Source organism: Pseudomonas sp. MAFF 730105 (assembly GCF_055380705.1).
In genome coordinates this window covers 1346889-1367059 of sequence record NZ_AP018438.1, presented here as the reverse complement: position 1 = coordinate 1367059, position 20171 = coordinate 1346889, and the positions used below count along the sequence as shown (strand labels likewise).

The following is a 20171-nucleotide window of genomic DNA, read 5'->3' as shown; positions in this document are numbered from 1 at the left end:
CGGCGCCAAGCATGCCCAGCGCAGCCGGGGTGGTCAAGCAGCACAGCCATCACGGCCCTGAGTATGAGCCACTATGGGGCCAATACCGCTTGGGATACGTGAATGAAGGGCTGCAGCTCGGCGTGAGCCGGAGTCGACACATCCATCTCCTGCTGCCGTTTGGCGCCCAGGTAATGCTGGCTGAACACATCGAAATAAGCGTCCAGGGCCGATGCGGCATCGTTGTCCCCCGCCAATTCGAGACACAGCGCCGCCACTTCGGCGGTGCACAAATGCTCGCTGCGGGTCGAACGGCGCAAACGGTAGCGCGACAGCTTGTCGGGTTGCAGGCTGAGGATCGGCAAGCGGTCGAAATACGGACTCTTGCGGAAGATCTTGCGCGCCTCCGTCCAGGTGGCATCCAGCAGAATAAACAGTGGGCGCCTGGAACGATCGAGGTCCACCGTCTGGGTGACGCGCGATGGCTCGACGTATTCGCCGGGAAATACCAGGTAGGGTTGCCATTGCGGGTCGTCGAGCAGCGCCAGCAGTTGCTTGTCGACTTCGGTGCGCGACCAGATGAAGGCATGGTTGTCACGCACCACATCGGCGATCAGCCAGCCGGTGTTGCTCGGTTTGAACACTTCCTTGTTGGTCATGATCAGGCAGACCCCGGAACGGGTTTCGACGCTTGGACGCCAGGCGCACAGGCAGTGGCTCTCGATCACCCGGCAGGCGCTGCATCGGGGAGCGCGCCAGCCACGGGCCTGTAGCGGCTTGATGCCTTCATCGATGCGCTGGTCGCGCAAGCGGGCGACCGCGTTAGGGGCATGATTCATCGTGGGCAACGCCGATGGACAAAAGAACTCGACACGAACAACTCTCGGCAAGGCAATAGAGGCCGCCAGTCTACCAGAGCGCGTAAACCTGTACCGTCCACCCGGCCTCCCCTATAATTCGCCGCCACTGAACGCACAGTCATGTGACCGGTCGAAATAGCCGTCACTGAACCAGGAGAGTTTCATGCTGCGCCTTATCGTCCCTACCGTTGCCGTTCTGCTGGCTACGTCCTTCAGCGCCCAGGCTGCCTCGCTGAAAGAACTCGAACTGAACAAAATGCTGCAGAACGTCGCCGCGGAAAGCAGCGTCGGCACCCCGCGAGCAATCAACGAAGACATTCTCGATCAAGGCTATACCGTCGAAGGCACCGAGTTGATCAACCACCTCAGTGTGCAAAGCAGCCATGCCCAGCAAATGCGCGCTGACCCCAAGGCTGTGTATTTCCAGTTGGGCGCCAGAGTCTGTACCAACCCGGGTTTCCGCAAATTGATGGCCAAGGGTGCAACCATGCGCTACGAGTTCACCGAGGTTAAGACCAATCGCCCGGTCGCCACCGAACGCTTCAAGGAGTCGGATTGCCCGAAACCGGCCAAGACCAAGAAGTAATCAAACCACGCCACGCCAGCGGCCTGTCCGATTGATTCGACTCATGAATTAGCCACACAGGCCACTGTCGCGCCGTTGCTCATCGTCGGCGCGCAGCTCCGCTACCAGCGCCTGTAAATAGCGCGAACGCCACGCCCTGCCTTCCAGACGGCGGCAACATTCTTCCTCGAGACTGACCCGATTGGCCTGAGCCGCTTCCAACAGCGCCAGATACAACTGCCTATCGAGTTCCAGAGTTACCCTGGTCATCTTTCCCGCCTCCTTGCCCGATCTACCTCAATCCATCGCGTGGCCCAGCCGTGGGCATCGAATTGCCTGGCACGCCTGTTATCAGTAAATCAGAGCGGCCCGTACCCGGTCGGTAATCTGACGAGCGGCGTGCCCGACCACTGCTGGTTGCCAACTGTCACTTTCGAGGGCCATGATCAAGGCAGCGAAGATCAACGCGAGGGTCTAGGATTCAGAAGGAAGAAGGAGTAGCTGAATGCCTTATAAACCGAATGACCAGCTCAGTCGTCATTTTGAGAACCATGGCCACGACCTCACCCGCAAGGTCGAAGAGCAACTCAACCTGGTATCGCCCGACAGCCCGAACCTTCCCATCTACCGCGACATGATCCTGACCGTGCTACGCATGGCCCAGGAAGACCACAACCGCTGGAATGCCAAGATCACCCTGCAGGCACTGCGAGAGCTGGAACATGCGTTTCGCACGCTCGAACAGTTCAAGGGCCGACGCAAGGTCACCGTCTTCGGCTCGGCCCGAACGCCCGTCGAACACCCACTGTATGGCTTGGCTCGTGAGCTGGGGGCCGCGCTGGCCCGTTCGGACATGATGGTTATCACCGGTGCCGGTGGCGGCATCATGGCCGCCGCCCATGAAGGCGCGGGTCGGGAATACAGCCTGGGATTCAACATCACCCTGCCTTTCGAACAGCATGCCAACCCAACGGTCGAGGGCACGCCGAACCTGCTGCCGTTCCACTTTTTCTTCACGCGCAAACTGTTCTTCGTCAAAGAGGCAGACGCCCTGGTGCTCTGTCCGGGCGGCTTCGGGACCCTGGATGAAGCCCTGGAGGTCCTGACGCTGGTGCAGACGGGTAAAAGCCCCCTGGTGCCGGTAGTGCTGCTGGACGCACCAGGGGGCAGGTTCTGGCAGAGCGCCCTGGATTTCATCCGCGAGCAACTGGAAGAAAACCGCTACATCCTGCCCACCGACATGAAACTGATGCGGCTGGTGCACAGCGCTGAAGACGCAGTGGAAGAAATCAACCAGTTCTACCGCAACTTCCACTCCAGCCGCTGGCTCAAGCACCAGTTCGTGATCCGCATGAACCATAAGCTCAACGAACAGGCCATGGCCCAACTACAGATCGAGTTCGCCGACCTGTGCCTGAACGACTGTTTTTATCAGCAAGGCTGCAGTGGCGAAGAACAGGACGAGGCCTCGTTCAGCCATTTGACGCGACTGGCGTTCAATTTCAACGCCCGCAACCAGGGACGATTAAGAGAACTGGTGGACTATATCAACCTGCCGGAAAACTGGGCGACGCCCTCCTCCAAGGCACATCCGCTGACATGGGAGCCCATCAAGGTCACCTGAACCCATAAAAAAACGGCCCGCTATCAAAATAGCGGGCCGTTTCTGTTCAATCATCCAGGCCACGACCGCTGAACAAGCGGTTGATCATGTCCATGGAATAGCCTCTATACGCCAGGAAACGTCCCTGCTTGGCCCGTTCTCGCGCATCGATGGGCAAATGCCCGGAGAACTTCCGACGCCAGGTATCCATTAACTGGTCCTGCCAATCGATACCACTTTCACGCAAGGCCTGTTCAATATCCGGACGTTGCAAACCGCGCTGGCCCAATTCCTCACGAATTCGCAACGGACCGTAGCCTGAGCGGGCGCGATAAGAGACAAAACTTTCGAGATATCGGCTTTCCGATAACAGGCCCTCTTCCGTCAAGCGGTCGAGGGCCGTTTCGATCAAGTCATCGGGAGCGCCGCGCTGACGCAGTTTTCGCGTCAGCTCGACTCGACCGTGCTCGCGTCTGGCGAGCAGGTCCATCGCGGTTCGCCGCACCGCGACGAGGGTATCGAGTACGGCGGTCATCGAATCGATCAGATATCAGCGTCGACCAGGTCGTCAGCGGTTTCGCGACTGGCCACTGCCTTGACGTCGGCAACCGGACTCAGCAGCTTGTCACGCAGTTGCTTCTCGAGCGCTGCGGCAACCTCCGGGTTGTCCGCCAGGAACTTGGCCGAGTTGGCCTTGCCCTGACCGATCTTGGTACCGTTGTAGGCATACCAGGCGCCGGACTTCTCGACGAAACCGTGCAACACACCCAGGTCGATCATCTCGCCATTGAGGTAGATGCCCTTGCCGTAAAGAATCTGGAACTCGGCCTGACGGAACGGCGAAGCCACCTTGTTCTTCACGACCTTGACGCGGGTTTCGCTGCCGACCACCTCGTCGCCTTCCTTCACCGCACCGGTACGGCGGATGTCCAGGCGAACCGAGGCGTAGAACTTCAGCGCGTTACCACCGGTGGTAGTTTCCGGGCTGCCGAACATCACGCCGATCTTCATGCGGATCTGGTTGATGAAGATCACCAGGCAGTTGGCGTTCTTGATGTTACCGGTGATCTTGCGCAGGGCCTGGGACATCAGGCGAGCCTGGAGGCCCACGTGCATGTCGCCCATTTCACCTTCGATTTCTGCCTTGGGTACCAATGCCGCCACGGAGTCGACGATGATCACGTCAACCGCGTTGGAACGCACCAGCATGTCGGTGATTTCCAGGGCCTGCTCGCCGGTGTCCGGTTGTGACACCAGCAGGTCGTCGACGTTGACGCCCAGCTTGCCGGCGTACTCAGGGTCCAGGGCGTGTTCGGCGTCGACGAAGGCGCAAGTCGCACCGGCTTTCTGGGCCTGGGCGATCACGGACAGGGTCAGTGTGGTTTTACCGGAGGATTCAGGGCCGTAGATCTCGACGATACGACCTTTTGGCAAGCCGCCGATGCCGAGCGCAATGTCCAGGCCCAGGGAACCGGTGGAGATGGAAGGAATAGCCTGACGGTCCTGATCGCCCATACGCATTACGGCACCCTTGCCGAATTGACGTTCGATCTGACCCAAGGCCGCAGCCAAGGCTTTCTTCTTGTTGTCGTCCATTAAAGTCCTCACGTAATCAATAAGGCCTGGCGGCCAACACCTGTATAAGTAGCCAGTATTATTCCACAGGGATTCAGGATCGCCTACCCCTGATTTGAGATTTCTACGGCGGCATGTTGCAGCAGCCCCTCTAGCGCGGCCTTCACCGTCTGTCGGCGGACCTCGTCGCGGTTGCCGGGAAAGAATCGCTGCTCGCTGAAGACCCTGTCGCCCACACCCCAGGCAAGCCACACGGTGCCCACCGGCTTGTTCGGCGAACCACCGTCCGGCCCGGCCACGCCGCTGACCGCCACGGCGAACCGCGCCAGGCTTTTCTGCTGGGCACCCCGCACCATGGCCTCGACCACCTCGCGGCTGACCGCCCCGACCCTCTCGAACAGCTCGCCCGGTACATTCAGTTGCTGGGTTTTCTGGCGATTGGAATAGGTCACGTAGCCCGCCTCGAACCAGGCAGAACTCCCGGGAATCCGGGTGATCGCCTCGGCAATCCCGCCACCGGTGCAGGACTCGGCCGTGGTCACATGGGCATTGAGCAATTGCAGACGCCTGCCCAGCTCAGCCGCCAGTTCGGTGATGTCGTCCATGATGCTCTCCTGATTCGACGCAATTGGAGCCTACCGTACACGAGCATTCGCCGCTTGCAAGGCTCGGCGGACTACTGACCCAACGCCTTGACGTAGGCCTGACAGGCCTGCAAGGCGATCAATCCGCGGTCGCCTTCGTCGGTGATGGCGATAATTCGTTGAGCATGCGCCGGGTCAAGTCGGGCTCTTGCTCCTTCATGAACCACGCCGCCGGCGACGGCACCGGCAGGCACTGAGCTGCAACTGCCTGCATTCTCGAGGAGGACTGACAGCCGCAAGTCAGAAGTGGCAAGGCGATCACGCAGGCGAGCTTGATTTGATTGAGCATCGCTCAGGTCCTTGTAGTGGGTTTGTTCGCTGGCCGATAACCGTTGCTCGAGCACAAGGTGCTTGGCCTGCTCCGCCTGTACCTGGGCGGCTGCCGCGTTGCTGATGGCGGTCAGATCATCCTTGTGCAGGCCGGCCAGCTGCGCCAGCTTCGCCTCATAGCGCCAGCCCTGGACCTTCCACGCTGCACCGAAGGCCAGCAGCACGGCCACTGACACGCCGACGGCCCAGACCTTCATGTTCACCGCGTTCACGGCACATCCTTGAAGAACAGGTGATTGCCCAGGCGCAGGGTTTGCGTGGCTCTGGCAGCCCAGGCCGGCGCCGGAATACTCGTCGCGTAGTAGTGGGTCGCGCCCTTCGTAATGTCAGGCTCGGCACCGGAGATCACCAAGTCTGCCGCGCGCTTGGCTTGCTCGAACTGCTTCGGCGGGATCTCCTTGGCGCCACTCAGGTACGGATAATTCGGGTCGTTCTTGTTCCAGCAGCTGAACTGGTACGGCGCCTGGCAGACGCCGGCATAGCCTTCGCCCCACCAGGATTTTTCTCGGCCATCCTCCATCCGGTTGCGGATGGTCCAGGCCACGGCAATCTGACCGGCCTCGCCCTCGCCGCGTGCCTCGCCAAATAATGTCCGCGCCAAGATATCGCGGTCCTTCTCGGATACAGTCATAGCTTTTCTCCAGGCAAAAAAATCCCGCTCAAGGCGGGATTTAAAAGAGTTTTGAGGGGCTATTGAATACTTACACGCTGGAATTTTTCTGGCAAAAGTAGTCTGGTGACGGCATGAGAGCACTTTATCCCTAAACCGTCAATCCAACGAAAAGCCCATCCAACAATCACAGCAACAATAACAGTAATAGAATTAACCGCGATCCACGCATAGCTAGAACCATCTACGAGTTGGTTCAACCTAACACCAAGCGAGTGAATAACAACACCGTGCAATAGATAAACTGGGAATGAAATACTGCCCAAGAACTGACTGAACGGGTGATCCAAGAAGCTCCGGATTCTGACATTGCAAACTGCTGACCAGACTATGGCTGCAGCCAGAATAGCCACTAAGGCAAGATATCCAATCTGCGGAACGAACGCAAGCGCAACAACTGAAACAAAAAAAACGTATCCCGAATACGGTACATTGGTTCTGCCTGAGCCGGTAGAACTACGCATTTCGGCAAGAACGATACCGGCCACAAACGCCGCATAAATTGGTTGAATAATCAGGAGCACGATTGAAATTACGAAATAACCGTAGAACCGCCAGTTACGACGAGATAATAAAAAAACAAACAACAATGTTAGAAACGTTCCAAGAAGCTCGTAGGGCATTGTCCAAAGCTGCGGAATTGGCCGACCTGCCAATGGCGGCTCGAACATAAATGCCCCAATGAACGCGAAATGCGTAACCACAGATAGATCGCTTGCTGCCGCAATTCTGGCCGGACTGATGACAACCCCTGACATCACACATATATAAACAACAGCACACCCCAAAACTATAGGAACAACCAATCGAAAATATCGACCAACAGCAATTCGAACTAGCACGCCTAAATCTTGTCTACGCAAATAACCAACAGACAACGCATATCCAGAAACAACAAAGAATGCAAAAACGGCTGAATTGCCACGAAACGGGAGAAGCCTACCAAGCCACTCTGCTAAAGTCGCTGTAAGTGGGAAGTTCTGAACAAAGACGTGGTAGATTACTACGAAGAGCGCCCCCCAGCCCCGAACCCCATCGAGCGTGGATATACGATTTTTTACTTCCATTTTCCGTTGCATATATAACAGCGCCTTGTTCAGCTCACCGCAATGATACCAGCATTCTTAGGCAATATATTGGGCCATTCCATCGTCAGTACGACCACCAGCACGCCGACGGACCACGCCTTCACGCCCACGGGGTTCATGGCACATGCTTGAAGAACAGGTGATTACCCAGGCGCAGGGTCTACGTGGCCTTGGCTGCCCGGGCCGGCGGCTTAGGCATCGCGGCCGCGTAGTAGTACGTCGGGCCTTTCGTCATGTCCGGCTCAGTGCTCGATATCACCAGATTTGCAGCCCGCTGCGCCTGGGCGAACTGCTTCGGGGGGATCGGCTTGGCGCCACTCAGGTAGGGATAGTTCGGGTCATTCTTGTTCCAACAACTGATTGGTATGGTTTCAGGCAAACGCCAACATACCCCTCCCCCACCATGACTTGGCCTTGCCATCTTCCACACGATTGCGGATGGTCCAGGCCACAGCGACCTGGCCGGCGAAGCCCTCACCGCGAGCTTCGCCCCAAAGCGTAAGGGCGAGAACTTCGCGGTCCGTCTCAAAAACCGTCATCGCTTTCTCCAGGCATAAAAAAACCCGACCTGGTCGGGTTGTTTGTGTATTGCGTGGTACCGCCTATTCGCGTCGTACAAGAACCGATTCACACAGGCCAGCCCTCTCTTAACATTGCCTCAGTAAATGAGCCGTCACTCAATGCAGCTAGAAGCACAGCTTCCCGGCTGTAACACGCCTGCACGTAGTCAGAGACGCCATCCGCCAACGCAAGAATTGCGGGAGACGTCAACGCTATGAATGAACCATCGGACAACTTCCAATCGACTGTATAGTCCTCATTGCGGTTGGCTTGTAACGCCGCACCAGTCAACTTGTTCTGCGTTGTCCGGTCGGTAGAAACACTTAATCCGTTAACGACAGTGCCGGCAACTTCATGATCAAAACGAGTGCTGGCGATCAGCGCGGTCAAGTCGGCAACTAAGACCGGTATATCATTCTCATCAACCCACTCTTCAGCGTACCCAGGCTGAGCATTAGCAAAGCGACCTGTAATCTCACCGGCGTTATTTCTTTGAACGTAAGGCATTTTTTCTCCTAGAGCTCTGTATATCCCAAAGTCGATACTGCGTAATAAGCAGTGCCATCACCTGATGCCATGTTCCATTGCAAAATTACCGCTGCGGTTGTATCCGTCACACATTCAAAGGGAAACGCAAAGTAGTCGACGTTCGCTGTATTTCCGCCGATGCCTGCCTGCCAAGCAGAGACAGTTCCAGCAACCAACACCATCGCTACAGCACTGGAATCTGTCGGCCGCATGTAAGCGAATCCGGCAATACCACTCATAGCAACATGAGTGATTACCTTGGTTCTAACACCTGGCGGCACAGACAGGATCAACGTGACCGCCCCCTGGGTACCGGTGGTTGAGGCTGGAGCAGAACCGACAAAGTCCTTGATCGGCGTTAAGAAATAAAACTGACGCCCGACATTAATAAACGGAACAATATTCCCATTGCCGTCTGTCTTGACGGAACCAATACGCCGCGATCCGGAATACCCGGCAGGCAGTGTCGGGGCGGTAGCACTCAGCGAAAACAGTAGCTCGGCTACGCCATCAGCGGCCTTTCGGATCAGGAACAAGTGATACCAAGTGTTCGCAGCGCGAGAGCCTACGTCGAGCTTCTGGTTGCCGGACCCCGACGTCCAAGCTCCAGAAGCCAGAAGACCGGCAGCCAGGTTGTTAGGAAGAACAATATCGAAAAGGTCGTCAGAAGACTTTGCTGCACCTGGGTCTACGTTGATAACAGTTGCCGGAGCGCCAGGGCTATTCCACATGCGCAAACCGGAGAAGTATCCAATCGGCAAAAATACAGACAATCGCTGCGCCAGCTTTTTGGGACTGACGATTGTTGCATCATCAACGCCTCCATTGACCACCAATTGAGTAGCAATTGCCGCCATGCCGGAACGGGACTCCGTGGCCGTACGAGACGCAAGTGCTGCTGGTGTGACCGCACGCAAGGCATCCGTTCCGGACTGAGCCTCTGCATTCGTAGCCAACTCAACAAGCCCCTTCTGCGTGACTGAAGCATCAGGTGGCGACGCGGGAATTGCATTGGTGATTTTTGCGTTGATTGCCGTAAGAAGTTGAGTATTGCTACTTTCGCTCGGCGTAAGACCGCCAGAAGTAATGACATTCAACACCTCTTCTGTAACGGCATTCCCCCATTGAGCCGGAATCAAAGATCCCGGGGTCCCCGTTACCGGATTTTCATCTACAAATTTCCCATTCACCAGCCCTGCACTGGGAACGCTTTTTGGATAATCCATCCATCTACTCCTTAGTCATAATTGATATGCACCTGCGTATGCGCCGGTGCACTGCGATGAACCAGACACTCCAGCGCCGACCCCGGGTTAACGCCAAAACGCTCTCCCCAGTAGCTCGCGCCAAAACGCCGACCGAGCAGCAGACGCCCGCCGGTATTGAGGGTCCACATGAATTGCGCCTGCCACGTGCCGAAATGCGCGTCTCCAAAACGTGCACGGCCCATGCGAGGCGCCCTATGCTCCGTGACGGTGGCGTTGGGGTAGCCCTGGCTCCTGGCGATTTCCACGTAATACGCCAAGGTCTGGCTACCGACCGCCAACAACCGCCGACGCACCGCCAGCCTCCGGTCGTCATACAGCGGCGTGGCCCCCAGACACGGATCCGGCAGGTTCATCACCCGCTCCCAATCCGGCACCAGTTCACTCACCCCCGCCGGATCCATTTCATTGAGCAAATCACCCGCACGCGCATCGAGGCGCGCCAATTCCTCGGCGATGCCCCCCAGCATTTGCTCCAGTTCCGGCACCCGCTCCGGGTCCCACGCAGGGCCGTTGGGCAGCAGGCTGCGCAGTTGGGCCTGGTATTCCCCGGCGGTTCTTATTCCAGCCATACGCAGCCTCCGAAGGTCAGCAACTGATTGCTCGCCGCAATCACATCGGCGGTGGGCACAGTAAGCGTGTGGTCGGTTTCACCGGTGGCGCTGCTGATGGCTTCGGCGATGTGAGTCAACAGCAGGGTTTCGCCGAGGCCGGCTTCACGGTTGTGCAGGTCGCGCAACTGGGCCTCGATGGCGGCGCGTATGGCGCTGGTGTCAGGGGTGATACGCAGCCTGTAGGTCACCGGGACCTGCACCGGCGCCAGCACATGCACCTCGGCGGTCACCGGGCGCAGGGGCTCGATGTAGGCCCGGACTTCCTCCAGTTGCTCGGCATTGGGAATCGGCTGCGGATCGTCGTCACGCATGACGAACAGGCCGACGGTGCCGGGTCCCAGGTAGCTGCCGCGGCACCAGGCGCGGGTGATGCCAGGGCATTCCAGGGCCCAAGTTTCATAGTCCTGGGCCGAGCCGCCATGGGGGATGATGCGGTAAGAGCGGATCACCCGCGCCCGCAGGGACTCGAGGCTTTCCCGGGCGACACCGCCGGTCAGCCCCGGCGCCAGCACGGTGAAGCTGCCGGAGATACCGAGGATCGGTTGCACCGGCGTCAGCACCAGGCCGGCATCGGCATTGCCCAGGCTGCCGGCCTCCAGCGCAGCGATGGTGGTGGTGTTGAGGCCATTGCTGGTGGTACGGGCGGTGGTCACTTTGTAGGCGCGACCATCGGTCGATTGCAGCAGCGTGTCGACATCCAGCACCGCACCGCCGGCAGCGTTAAAACTGACGCTGCCGCTGGCTGCCTGAGCGGCTTTGCGCGCCTGGTTCAGGCGCAGGGCGGCAATGCGCTCCAGGGTGGACTCGTCGGCCTTGTCCGGCAGGATCTGCTCGGCGATCCAGTCCAGATAGCCGTACAGGCCATAGGCTGCGCCCCCAGGGTACGGGCCAACACTTGGGCATCGGACTGGCGCAGCGAATCGCTGGCCAGGTCGCTTTGGGTGCGTTTGATCAGCACCGGCAGCGAAGGGGTTTCAAACGGCATAGGTCACCTGCCAACTGTTATCGGGATTGATGTCCAGGCGCTGGCCGTCGGCCAGGGTCAGGACCGTGCGCAGGTTCAGGCGCTGGGCATCGAGGCGTTCGCTGATGATGTCGATGGCCCTGCAATGGCCGTCATCGATCAGCCATTGCAGGGCTTCGCGGGCGTAGAACTCGGCGTCGAGCTGGGTCTGGCGGGTCAGCTTGACCCGGCGCAGCAGCCACAGCCGCGAGCCGATGCGGTCATCGGCGACCGTAGGAAAAGTGTCGCCCCACCAGCCGAAACGCTCCTCGTCATCGACGGCATCGTCGTCAGCGGCGCGGCGCCAGGTGAACAGGCTGATCAGTACCGAGCGGGTCAACGCGGCGTGCAGGTTCTGGCTGATGAACATCATTGGCCTCCCGCCGGCGCGCCGGTCTGGCCGTTGCCGGCCTGTACGCCGACATGCACATGCTTGATCTGGCTGATGCCGCCGGCGATCTGGTCGCCTTGGGAAATGATCTTGCCGGTGTGGTTGATGACAGGACTGTCGATGTTCACCGCACTGCTGGCGCGGATGTTCAGGGTGGCGGTGTCAATGTCGATAACACGGCCGCGCTTGAAGTGAATCCTGTCGCCCTCGTCGGTGTAGATCGCCACTTCGCCGGGGGCCAGGGCCTTGAGGCGAAAGCGGCGGTCGGCGACTACCAGTACCACGGCATGGGAACGGTCGCCGCCCAGGAAGGTGGCGATGCCCTCGGCGCCGGCCAGCGGGTTGCTGGTAAAGCCGTAGGGTTCGAAGTGCTCCATGTCGTCGTTCACTTCGCCGGCGGTGAGGCGCATCTGCAGCGACTGCAGTTTGGAGGCCGAATTGGCGAGCACGACAGTGCCGCGCGCCAGGAGGCGGGTCAGTAGGCTCATTGGGGTTCCTTCGGAAATCGGGTTGCGGGTTGGCTGGACGTCAGTTGAGGTTGGCGGTGGCTGGTCCGCCGTCATCGCGAGCAGGCTCGCTCCCACAGGGGGTTTGTGCTGGACGGGGATTTTGTGGCCGCCCCCGGAGCAGGGTGGGAGCGAGCCTGCTCGCGATGGCGGTGGGTCAGTGGACGCTGAGGTGACTGACACTCAGCCTTCGCGAGCAAGCCCGCTCCCACAGGGGATTTGTGGTGGGCGGGCACTTTGTGGTCATCCCCGGAACAGGGTGGGAGCGAGCCTGCTCGCGATGGCGGTGGGTCAGTGGACGCTGGGGTGACTGATACGCCGCCTTCGCGAGCAAGCCCGCTCCCACAGGTGGGCGCTGCCGGGCTCAGGACTTGGGCTTGGCCGGGGTCGCGTCGAAGGTATGGGGCGGGGCGACTTGCAAGGTGGTCACCGAGCCTTGGGCAGACAGTGAATAGGTCACCTTGGAAATCAGCATGTCGCCATCGAACCCCAGCACCGGGTCGATCACCCGCACCAGGCTGTTGTGGCGCCACAAGTCGCCATTGGCCTGGCGCCAGCCCTGCACGCGGTAGGTGGTGGTCAGGGCGCGACCGGTGCGGATGGCGCTTTCCCAGTCCGCTCGTTGCTGGGCCAGCTCGGAGGTCAGTTGGGCGCTTTCGCTGATCACCGTCACCCGCTTGCGTTTGAAACCCAAGTCGGTGGCGGTGCCCGACACCTCGCTGACTGCCGCCCCACTCTGCTGGTCGCTACCCTTGTGCTGGCCGATGACCCGGTATTCGGAGAACACCTGGCTGTAGTCCATCGGCGCGTTGCCTGAAAGGATGTTCTTGCCCAGCTCCAGCACATCACTGGCCCGCCCTGCGCTGCCGGGCTTGGCCAGCAGCACGCGGCCTTCGGCGTCGTCGGTGGAAAACACCCGGAACAACGTCAGCAAACGGTCGATGGATTGAAAGACGGTTTCTCCCGGCACGATGCTGTGCTCGCTCAAACGCGCCGTTTCCGGGATTTCACTGACCACCCCTACGCCATATTGCGAGGCCAGGGCCTGAACGATGCTCAGCACCGTCTGCCCCCGCCATTGGCTCGGACGATTGATCGCTGCGCAATCCACCAGGTCCTGGGTTCTGGAACCCCCTTCGATGCTCAGCGTGATCTGGCGCCCGTCATAGCTGACCGGAGCCTTGAACACGTAGCCGCTGAGTACCAGGTCGGCACCGATGCGTACCTGGCATTCATCACCGGGACGGATCGGCACCGCCTGGATCTGCCCCGGCCATTGCCAGGTGATGTCGAGTTTGAAGGTGCGGAACTGCCGCTCCAGGTCCGCACTGATTTCCACGCTTTTCCAGCCGCCGTAGTCCAGCCCACCGACGGTGAGCGTGACGACGTTATCGAACTCGCTCATGGCTTACTCCCCCGAGACTTTCAGGTCGTTGGGCGGCAGGAAACCTGGGTGGGCCACGCCGTTGCGCTGGATCACTTCGGTCACCCGGGTGGCATCGGCAAATTGCTGATAAGCCACCACCAGCGCCGGCAGGCTTTGCTTGAACGACAGGTTGATCAACCGGACACCCGATGACGCCACCGCCGTCAGGTGCGCGGCCATTTGCTGACGCAGGTTGTTCAATGCCTGGTAATGATCCGGATCGGCCTTGAGGGAGGCCTGCCAAATGGCTTCGTTGAGGGCATCACGCAGGGCCAGGACATCGTCGGCCACCGGTACATCCCGGCGTTGGATCGGCTGCACGGCCTGCTGCGCCACTGAAGGCGTGGCGCCAAGCTTGACCACCGGCGCCGCCACGGGCATCGCCGCAATCCATTGCGCGGCCTGGACCAGCAGCGTGTCCTGGACCAGATCGGCCACGGCCTGGGCCGCCGCCGTGGTGTCCTTGCCGGTGGTGAGTTTGGGCGCGTCCGCCTGACGGATGGCTTCGACCTGTTGCGACACGCTGGCAATCACGCCGCGATAGCCGTCACGGGCAAAGTCCTTCACCTCTCGGATGTCCCCCAACAATCCCTTGAACTCGGCTGCCACTTCCTTGGGCAACTCCTTTACCGCCTTGACCAGATCGCTGAGCTGCCCATAAACCTCGATCAACGGCTTCAGCTCCTGCTCGATAACCCCGTAGACCTCCTTGAGGCTGTTGCGCAGGTCGGCGATGCCGATCCGCGCGGCCTTGATCAAGCTCATCGCGTCTTCGAAACGCCGCACCGCCGAACCCAGGAAGCTGTCAGCCGACACCAGCAGCAGTTTCTGGCTGTTGATCGCGGCCGAGGGAAATTGCAGCGGCTGGTTGGGGTAGAACTTCAGGGCAAAGGTGACCAGCCCGCCGTCCTGGCGGGTCTGGGTCATGTCGCACTCGCCGACCTTGACCTGCATCCGTCCCAGCCAAGGGTGCACCAGCTCGCCACTGCCCTGCTCCAACGCCTTGAGCAGTTTGTCACGCTGCTCCAGGCAGTCGGGGCCGACGATAAACGCGGTCAGTTCATGGATCTTCGCCTGCTGGCCCAGCCCTTCGAAAAACGGCTGGTCGCGCTGCGGATATTCATGCAACTGACCCTTGTGCCCCACCGGGGTTTTCGCCTGGTCGACCCAGAACCCGACGCCACGGAACGACGCCGGCAACAAACGATCACGCCAGCTCATTGGAACCTCCTGCGGACAGAGAGCGATAACCGATGCGCGAACTCACCGCCAGGCCCGGTTGATTGGTCTGCGGAGGCTCGGCGCGCAAACCGGCCGGCGCGTTTTCGAAGCGTACGGTCAGGCCGCCTTCAAGCTGGGTGCGACTGTTCGCGGCGCTTTGTTGCACCAGTGCACTGGAGGTCTGCGGCAGCGCACCGGGCGCCAGCGAGGCTTTCTGCGCAAGATTGCCAGGCATCGGCGCCAAGCTGGAGGCCAGCCCCGACGACGATTCATTGGCCGCGCCAAAAAACGCCGGCGCCAGTTCACCCTTACCTTCGGCATTGGTCTTCTGCTGCTCGTCGGTCAGCCCTTGGACCTTGCCGGTAAACGTGGTGATGACCTCGCCAAAACCACCGTTGAAGAACGCCTTGATCGGCGCGATCACCCCCTGCAGCTCGTCCCACCACTGGCTGAACCACTCACTCACTGGCCCCCACTGCTTCGTGAGGCCCTCGATGGGCGACCAGTCGAATAGCCCGCCGAACACTGCCAACATGATCGACACCTGATTGCGCAGGCCTTCCCAGATTCCGGCGAAGACGTCCACAAGGGTGCCCCAGTTGGCCATGATCAGGCCCAACGGCGTCCAGTTGAAAAGGCCCTGGAGCGCGTCCATCACCGGCACGGTCAAGGCCTTGAGCAGATCCCAGATGGCCGAGAACAACCCGGTCAGGGGGCCCCAGTTATTGATGATCAAACCCAGGGGCGACCAAGCGAACAACGTCTGCATAAAGCCGATGATGGGCGTCGCCGCCGCCACGAGCACATTCCACAGCGCGCCGAAGAAACTGCTGACCGGCCCCCAGTTGCTGATCACCTGCCCCATCGGGGTGAAGGCGAACAGCGCCCTGAAGAACTCGGCCATCGGCACAACGATGGGCGCCAGCCGTTGCCAGAGCCCGGCGAAGAACGCCGAGATCGGTTGCCAGTAGGCAATGATCATCCCTGCCGCCAAGGCGATGCCCATGGCGATCAGGCCGATGGGGTTCATCTTCAGGGCCAGGTTGACCACTTCCAGCGCCTGGCTCGCACCGCTGACTGCTGTCTGCATCGCGCTGAACGCCACCGCGCCGGTGGCCAGGCCCTGCACCAGCTGTGGGTTGTCCTGCAGCACCTGGGCCACACCGTTGACCATCGGTTGCAAACCGATCGCCACGGCGTTGACCGCCGGCCCGAGCGCCGAACCGAACTGCACCGACACATTGCTGATGGAAGTCTTCAATCCATCCAGGCTCTGTGCCGCCACACGGGGCGCTTCAGGGGCCTGCAGGGCACCCGTCACCACGTTCACCTCGGCGACTTCACTCTTGAGAGCCGTTGCTGACCTGAGCCCTTCCATGAACGGCTTGGCGAGACCACCGTCCGGCAGCAGCCCGGAAATGTCCAGGCTGCCGAGACCGGTCGCATCGAGGTTCTGCTTGAAGCCCTGGACCTTCGCCCGAAGGCCGGCGAGCTTGGGTGACAGTTCGTCGATGCCGGTCAGCAACACCGCTTTTTTCTCTACCTTTTGTGTGTCTGCCATCACTGCACCTGCTGCATCGCATTGATCCGTTGCGCGTGCTCCAGGGATTCACGGAGCACATCCAGTGGCCTGGCCATCATCTGTTCGGGGTCAACCTTCCAGAACCAGGCCAGGTCATAGGCGGCGGCGATCAGGTCGCCGATGGCTGCGACGCCGCACTCATGAAAAAACTCGCGACGGCCCAGCTCAGCGCGTTGAGGTCGGCCAGGTCCAGCTGGTTGACCGACGACGGTGGGATGCCGGCGCAGACCGCGATGTATTTGGCCGCGACATCCATGTCCAGGCTCACCTCCTCGCTCTTGTCGATCTTGTACGGCAGCGCCTTGATCGCCCGGACTTCCTGCACCGTCGGACGACGCAGGGTCAGTTCGTTCAACGGCTCGCCGTGGGCCTCGATGGCCACGCGCAACGTCACCACATCACTCATTGCCAGGTCCCCTTGATGCCTTCGAATTTCAGCTCGATGGTGGCGTCGTCGCCCTTGGACACCGGCCCTTCCACCAGGTAGGCGCCGGCCAGCACGTAGACCTTGCCGTTGTTGAACTCGCAGGTGACGGTCATGTCGGTGCCGGCTACCAGTTGCTTGAGCGGGAAATCCGCGGTGTGCAGCGCCGTCACCTTGAAGGACGGAGCAATGTCGGTTTCCTTGTAGAAACCCGGTACGACGGTTTCACGTTTGGTGAACATCAGCGGCGCTTCGCAACCACCGTTGATGGTCAGTTGGGCGCCGTCCACTTTGACGTAGCAGGTGCCCGCAATCAGTTGACCCATGGTGTTTCTCCTTCAAATAAAAAGCCCACGCGGGGTGGGCTGAATTCATGCGTTCAAACACAACACTCAGGCAGCAGCGTCGTACTGCAGGCGGAATTGGTTGAGCAGCGCGAACACCCGCAGGCCGTTGATGTAATCCGGCGGGAACAGCACATTGACCCGGCTCGGGTCCTGGCTGTCGCGCTCGACGATCAGGTGTTCAGCGAACAACTCGGCGTTTTCCACGTGACCTTCCAGCTCCAGCTTGGCGTACTGGGCGATCAGCTCGCCGCGAATCGTGCTCGGGGTCACGATGGGTTGGCCGGCGCCGAAACGGGTACCGTCGGAGGCCAGTTTGTGGCGACCGTATTTGCTGGTGATCACGCTTTGCAGGCGACGTACGATGAACGCCGACTGGTGCATGGTTTCGCTGTCCAGGTAAGAGTTGTCAGCCTGGCCGAAGGCATTTTTCTGATACGTGGTGATGGAACGCTCAATACGCACGTAGCCGCCTTCGTAGTAGGCGGTTGCGATGCCGTAGTTGAGCAGCGACTGGCGCTCGGTCAAGGTGAAGCGTTCGCTGGCCGGTGCCGGATCCAGGCCCGGCAGGCTGCCGCTCTGGGTCGGACGGCTGGCGTCGGCCGAGATAAACACGGCGGTGCGGGCGGCCAGTGCGGCGGCCTGGACCCACGACGGTTGCGGCACGCCCGGCTCCAGGGCCTGAATGGTCATGTGCTGGTCGTTGCGCGCCTGGCCGGCCGCCACCAGAGTGCCGATGGTGCCGCGCTTGGCACTGTAGACATGGCCGAACAACTGCTTGGCCCAGGACCAGCGACCGGTGCTGTCGTCCATGACCGCTTGCCAGATGTTCAGGCTCGACAAGTCGGACCACGGCATGGCGATGAACTCGAACGGCTCATCGCCCAGGGCCGCGATGGCGGCGGTCTGGTCCGGCACGCCAGCGCCACCGGTCATGGGGGTGATGGCAGTGGTCAGGCCCGCGGGGGTGTCTTCACCGTTGCTCTTGCCCAGACGATTGAACTGCAGGCTGATGTCGTTGCCACTGTCGCCGGTCCATTTGGCGCTGAGGGTCACCACTCCGTCGACGGCCGCGGCGGTCACTGGCAGGTCGGCTGTCGCATTGACTTTCAAGGCCAGCGCCGTGGCAGCCTGGGCCGCGGTAGCACCGTTGACGGTGGCTGCCTGGATACGTACGCCACCGATGTAAAGGTTGAGCACACCGCTTTCGGTGGCGGTGCCGGTAAGGGTCAGCACGCCCTTGGCGATGGCGCCTTCGACGTTGTGCAGCGGCAGGCACCAGATTTCGCCAATCGGATCGGTCTTGCGCCAGGTCTCGTACATCGAGGCGAGCATCGAGCCCTGCCCGCCGATGCTTTTGGCCAGGGCGACGCTGGAGACCAGCACCAGCTTGCCGGCTTCTGCCGGGGCAATGTTGTCGTTGACCTGGGCGACGATCAACCGGCGCATGGCCGACGATGCGCTATTGGCGGCCGAGTTGTCCATTTCGGCGTAGAACAGCGGAACACGAATGTCCGCGGGGATGTTGCTGAATCCGATCGCCATTATTTGGCTCCCTGTGGTTTGGCCGCTTTCACGGCTTTGGTAGTGATATCGCCGTCGGCCAGACGGCGACGCCACCAGGCGTTGTCCGGCACTTCACGGCCTTCGAGGGGCAACAGATCGCCCGCTTCCGGGTCCGGTACCACACGGCCCGGGGCCGGCAGCACGGTGATGCGTTTGCTCATGGGGTTACGTCTCCAGAGAAAGTCAGTTCCAGGCGCCCGTCGGGGCCGGGACGTTTCAGGTTGGGGTCCGCCGGGTCGATGGCATCGACCTGCACGGTGGCCCCGGTAAAGGACGACAATCCGTCCAGTTCACGTTCGTGCCAGCTTTCGGCAGGCTGGCTCGCCAGATTGCGGCCCAGCTGGAACTCAGCGAAAAAGCGCAACCGGAACAACGCTCGGTCGCTGTTGACGGAGACCGGTTCGCTGCCGTCGTATTCAATGCCGGAGTAAGTGGCGCCAGGCTTGAACCCCACCAACCCGCGCCACAATTCGGCTCGCAGGTCGTGCAACAGATCCAGCGCGGTTGTCGCGTCACTGGCATCGAGCACCAACACCACGTCGAAACGGTCACGCACCGTTTGCAGCGTGACGTTCTGTGCCGTGTTCCGGCTCGCCACATCGGTGCTCGACAGAACATAGGCACACGGGGTTTGCAGGGGCGTGCCGGCTTGCAACGCGACGAGGTCCAGGCCCGCGATCACTCGACTGGCGAGCGTTGGGCATTGCTCACGCAACTGCGTGAGGATCGGCGTGATCTGCATGGAGAGTGCTCCGGTGATAGGCAAGTAAAGTCAGAAGCCCTGTGGGAGCGGGCTTGCCCGCGAAAGCGGCGGGTCAGTCGAGAGAGATGTTGGATGTGCCGACGTCTTCGCGAGCAAGCCCGCTCCCACAGGTCCTGCGTCATTCACGAATGCTGTGATCGCCAGCAATCCAGGGTGGGAGCGGGCTTGCTCGCGAAAGCGGTGGATCAGTCGAGATAGATGTCGGATGTGCCGACGTCTTCGCGAGCAGGCTCGCTCCCACAAAGGTCCGGTGGTGTTCCCGAATGCTGGGATCGCCAGCAATCCAGGGTGGGAGCGAGCCTGCTCGCGAAAGCGGTGGATCAGTCGAGATAGATGTCGGATGTGCCGACGTCTTCGCGAGCAGGCTCGCTCCCACAAAGGTCCGGTGGTGTTCCCGAATGCTGGGATCGCCAGCAATCCAGGGTGGGAGCGAGCCTGCTCGCGATGGCGGTGGGTCAGTCGAGAGAGATGTCGGATGTGCCGACGTCTTCGCGAGCAGGCTCGCTCCCACAAAGGTCCGGTGGTGTTCCCGAATGCTGGGATCGCCAGCAATCCAGGGTGGGAGCGAGCCTGCTCGCGATGGCGGCGGGTCAGTTGAAATAGATGTCGGATGTGCCGACCTCATCGCGAGCAGGCTCGCTCCCACAGGCCCCGCGTCATTCC

The 20171-nt window shown here is 60.6% G+C and carries 23 protein-coding genes and 2 pseudogenes; 2 read left to right on the top strand and 23 right to left on the bottom strand.

The genetic code is table 11. The annotated features are described in order from the left end of the window. Nucleotides 1-71 precede the first annotated feature (71 nt). Complete coding sequence (locus PCOSP_RS06025; RefSeq protein ID WP_175361577.1) at nt 72-818, bottom strand: tRNA-uridine aminocarboxypropyltransferase; 747 nt, start codon at nt 816-818, stop codon at nt 72-74. A gap of 184 nt (nt 819-1002) precedes the next feature. Between PCOSP_RS06025 and PCOSP_RS06020 the strand changes: the two genes are divergently transcribed. Then, nucleotides 1003-1425 (top strand): quorum-sensing-regulated virulence factor family protein, encoded by a 423-nt coding sequence (locus PCOSP_RS06020; protein ID WP_139647447.1) that lies wholly within the window; start codon nt 1003-1005, stop codon nt 1423-1425. 48 nt (nt 1426-1473) lie between these two features. On the opposite strand, the gene PCOSP_RS06015 is transcribed toward PCOSP_RS06020, so the two are convergent. Further along, nucleotides 1474-1674, bottom strand: a complete 201-nt coding sequence (locus PCOSP_RS06015) for a hypothetical protein (protein WP_024780146.1) — start codon at nt 1672-1674, stop codon at nt 1474-1476. Between the two features lie 235 nt (nt 1675-1909). Here PCOSP_RS06015 and PCOSP_RS06010 point away from each other — a divergent pair, with 235 nt between their 5' ends. Next, on the top strand, nt 1910-3028 hold the full coding sequence (locus PCOSP_RS06010; protein ID WP_139647446.1) for an LOG family protein: 1119 nt from the start codon (nt 1910-1912) through the stop codon (nt 3026-3028). 46 nt (nt 3029-3074) lie between these two features. Here the strand turns inward: PCOSP_RS06010 and recX are convergent, their stop codons facing one another. From recX to PCOSP_RS05905, 21 genes and pseudogenes are all read right to left on the bottom strand, one after another. Continuing rightward, the gene (gene recX / locus PCOSP_RS06005) at nt 3075-3542 is read right to left on the bottom strand and encodes a recombination regulator RecX (RefSeq protein ID WP_139647445.1); all 468 of its coding nucleotides are present in this window, start codon (nt 3540-3542) and stop codon (nt 3075-3077) included. A gap of 8 nt (nt 3543-3550) precedes the next feature. Continuing rightward, nucleotides 3551-4603, bottom strand: coding sequence for a recombinase RecA (gene recA / locus PCOSP_RS06000; RefSeq protein WP_464710541.1), 1053 nt, complete (start codon nt 4601-4603; stop codon nt 3551-3553). An 83-nt stretch (nt 4604-4686) separates the two neighbouring features. After that, nucleotides 4687-5187, bottom strand: a complete 501-nt coding sequence (locus tag PCOSP_RS05995; protein ID WP_175385081.1) for a CinA family protein — start codon at nt 5185-5187, stop codon at nt 4687-4689. A 71-nt stretch (nt 5188-5258) separates the two neighbouring features. Next, entirely contained in the window at nt 5259-5753 is a 495-nt protein-coding gene (locus PCOSP_RS05990; RefSeq protein WP_139647681.1) for a lysis system i-spanin subunit Rz, read from the bottom strand. An 11-nt stretch (nt 5754-5764) separates the two neighbouring features. Beyond that, nucleotides 5765-6187 (bottom strand): cell wall hydrolase, encoded by a 423-nt coding sequence (locus PCOSP_RS05985; RefSeq protein ID WP_464710539.1) that lies wholly within the window; start codon nt 6185-6187, stop codon nt 5765-5767. A gap of 59 nt (nt 6188-6246) precedes the next feature. After that, nucleotides 6247-7305: an acyltransferase family protein gene (locus tag PCOSP_RS05980; protein ID WP_464710537.1), complete on the bottom strand. Its 1059-nt coding sequence runs from the start codon at nt 7303-7305 to the stop codon at nt 6247-6249. A 169-nt stretch (nt 7306-7474) separates the two neighbouring features. Next, a pseudogene (locus PCOSP_RS05975) lies at nt 7475-7853 on the bottom strand (cell wall hydrolase). Between the two features lie 88 nt (nt 7854-7941). Then, on the bottom strand, nt 7942-8382 hold the full coding sequence (locus PCOSP_RS05970) for a DUF4376 domain-containing protein (RefSeq protein ID WP_464710536.1): 441 nt from the start codon (nt 8380-8382) through the stop codon (nt 7942-7944). Between the two features lie 8 nt (nt 8383-8390). Beyond that, nucleotides 8391-9629 (bottom strand): hypothetical protein, encoded by a 1239-nt coding sequence (locus PCOSP_RS05965; protein ID WP_464710534.1) that lies wholly within the window; start codon nt 9627-9629, stop codon nt 8391-8393. A gap of 11 nt (nt 9630-9640) precedes the next feature. Further along, on the bottom strand, nt 9641-10240 hold the full coding sequence (locus PCOSP_RS05960; RefSeq protein ID WP_464710532.1) for a YmfQ family protein: 600 nt from the start codon (nt 10238-10240) through the stop codon (nt 9641-9643). Continuing rightward, a pseudogene (locus tag PCOSP_RS05955) lies at nt 10228-11267 on the bottom strand (baseplate J/gp47 family protein). The gene PCOSP_RS05960 and the pseudogene PCOSP_RS05955 overlap by 13 nt, the downstream one beginning before the upstream one ends. Then, nucleotides 11257-11655 carry a phage GP46 family protein gene (locus tag PCOSP_RS05950; RefSeq protein WP_139647434.1) on the bottom strand — a complete coding sequence of 133 codons (399 nt, stop codon included), beginning with the start codon at nt 11653-11655 and terminating at the stop codon, nt 11257-11259. The pseudogene PCOSP_RS05955 and the gene PCOSP_RS05950 overlap by 11 nt, the downstream one beginning before the upstream one ends. Then, nucleotides 11655-12164, bottom strand: a complete 510-nt coding sequence (locus PCOSP_RS05945) for a phage baseplate assembly protein V (protein WP_139647432.1) — start codon at nt 12162-12164, stop codon at nt 11655-11657. The genes PCOSP_RS05950 and PCOSP_RS05945 overlap by 1 nt, the downstream gene beginning before the upstream one ends. A gap of 382 nt (nt 12165-12546) precedes the next feature. Continuing rightward, nucleotides 12547-13587: a phage baseplate assembly protein gene (locus PCOSP_RS05940; RefSeq protein WP_464710530.1), complete on the bottom strand. Its 1041-nt coding sequence runs from the start codon at nt 13585-13587 to the stop codon at nt 12547-12549. A gap of 3 nt (nt 13588-13590) precedes the next feature. Beyond that, complete coding sequence (locus PCOSP_RS05935; protein ID WP_464710529.1) at nt 13591-14829, bottom strand: DNA circularization protein; 1239 nt, start codon at nt 14827-14829, stop codon at nt 13591-13593. Then, the gene (locus PCOSP_RS05930) at nt 14816-16390 is read right to left on the bottom strand and encodes a phage tail protein (RefSeq protein WP_464710528.1); all 1575 of its coding nucleotides are present in this window, start codon (nt 16388-16390) and stop codon (nt 14816-14818) included. Before PCOSP_RS05930 ends, PCOSP_RS05935 begins: the two co-directional genes overlap by 14 nt. A 130-nt stretch (nt 16391-16520) precedes the next feature. Continuing rightward, nucleotides 16521-16817 (bottom strand): phage tail assembly protein, encoded by a 297-nt coding sequence (locus PCOSP_RS05925; RefSeq protein WP_041020046.1) that lies wholly within the window; start codon nt 16815-16817, stop codon nt 16521-16523. After that, nucleotides 16814-17161 (bottom strand): phage tail tube protein, encoded by a 348-nt coding sequence (locus PCOSP_RS05920; protein WP_464710526.1) that lies wholly within the window; start codon nt 17159-17161, stop codon nt 16814-16816. The genes PCOSP_RS05925 and PCOSP_RS05920 overlap by 4 nt, the downstream gene beginning before the upstream one ends. 66 nt (nt 17162-17227) lie before the next feature. Further along, on the bottom strand, nt 17228-18724 hold the full coding sequence (locus PCOSP_RS05915; protein ID WP_464710525.1) for a phage tail sheath subtilisin-like domain-containing protein: 1497 nt from the start codon (nt 18722-18724) through the stop codon (nt 17228-17230). Further along, entirely contained in the window at nt 18724-18906 is a 183-nt protein-coding gene (locus PCOSP_RS05910; RefSeq protein ID WP_007907211.1) for a DUF2635 domain-containing protein, read from the bottom strand. The genes PCOSP_RS05915 and PCOSP_RS05910 overlap by 1 nt, the downstream gene beginning before the upstream one ends. Next, nucleotides 18903-19487 (bottom strand): phage tail terminator protein, encoded by a 585-nt coding sequence (locus PCOSP_RS05905; RefSeq protein WP_139647420.1) that lies wholly within the window; start codon nt 19485-19487, stop codon nt 18903-18905. Before PCOSP_RS05905 ends, PCOSP_RS05910 begins: the two co-directional genes overlap by 4 nt. Nucleotides 19488-20171: the final 684 nt, after the last annotated feature.